This is a genomic window from Acinetobacter sp. TUM15064, assembly GCF_008980265.1.
Taxonomy (GTDB): Bacteria; Pseudomonadota; Gammaproteobacteria; order Pseudomonadales; family Moraxellaceae; genus Acinetobacter.
Window position 1 is genome coordinate 1 of record NZ_BKFU01000159.1, and the last position, 962, is coordinate 962.

Below are 962 nucleotides of genomic sequence, written 5' to 3' on the forward strand. Positions count from 1 at the left end.
ATTTAGAAATTATATAACTTGATTAAATTACTTTATAATTTAACTTAAACATCTGATTTAAAGACGTATAAAAAGTTCTTCCATCTAGGTTCAAATCAACTTCTTTACCTGATCGAAGAAGTATTCGCTTACCCACTTCTATAGTTTTTAACCCATTACGAGTATTTTGTATTTTATTTAAAGGGATGAGCGACACTATAATTTCTGTACCATTTTTTGATTTTGCAATTAAATCGTTTATTTTTAACAATTTGTATCCTATTTCTGGAGGTTTTCTCGATTTGAAAAAACTTTAAAACTAACTTTCAATTTATAAAAAGCACTGTTTAGTGCTTTTTATTACTGTCAATTATTGCTTAGATAGCAACAATATTTACAGCATTTGGTCCTTTTTGACCTTGAGCTACACTAAACTCAACCATTTGGCCTTCAAACAGTGTTTTGAAACCTGAATTAGCAATTTCGCTAAAATGGGCAAAAACATCTGGACCTGATTCTTGCTGGATAAAACCGAAACCTTTAGTTTCGTTGAACCATTTTACAGTACCTTTAACAACATTCGAGTTTGACATAATAAATCCTACTGATTTTTTAATAATTGTGAGTCATTTGATTGACTGTTTATAACTTTGAAAATAATAAATTTTGAGACTTAAAATCTGAAAAAACGAAGGATTATGACTAAAACTGCGATACTTAAAGAAGATTTACCGAAACAAGACTTTTTTCTAGTTAAGTTAACTATACACTAAAAATTAATTTAATCAAGTTTTCTTATATATTTATTTATTTATCTTATAAATTTTTAATTTTTACAATAAAATTAAACCTTTATTGTAAATACAGTGAGATGTTGTTACTCTGAAGCCCAGTAATATTGATAAGTAATGAATGCCATTTTATAACGCTGTAATAACAATTCTAGTTTTTTTAGTTTCGGGAATGATGATTTTTTCCCATAT

Annotated in this window: 2 protein-coding genes; both read right to left on the reverse strand. The window is 26.9% G+C overall.

Translation table 11 applies throughout. The features are described 5' to 3' along the window. Window positions 1-22: 22 nt before the first annotated feature. Window positions 23-250, reverse strand: a complete 228-nt coding sequence (locus GBI16_RS18180; protein ID WP_151707614.1) for a hypothetical protein — start codon at window positions 248-250, stop codon at window positions 23-25. Between the two features lie 106 nt (window positions 251-356). Then, window positions 357-572: a cold-shock protein gene (locus tag GBI16_RS18185; protein WP_004693381.1), complete on the reverse strand. Its 216-nt coding sequence runs from the start codon at window positions 570-572 to the stop codon at window positions 357-359. Window positions 573-962 lie beyond the last annotated feature (390 nt).

What these genes read in the sequence shown, in the direction of transcription:
- GBI16_RS18185 (WP_004693381.1), bottom strand. Translation starts at nt 572, where the DNA reads ATGTCAAACTCGAATGTTGTTAAAGGTACTGTAAAATGGTTCAACGAA.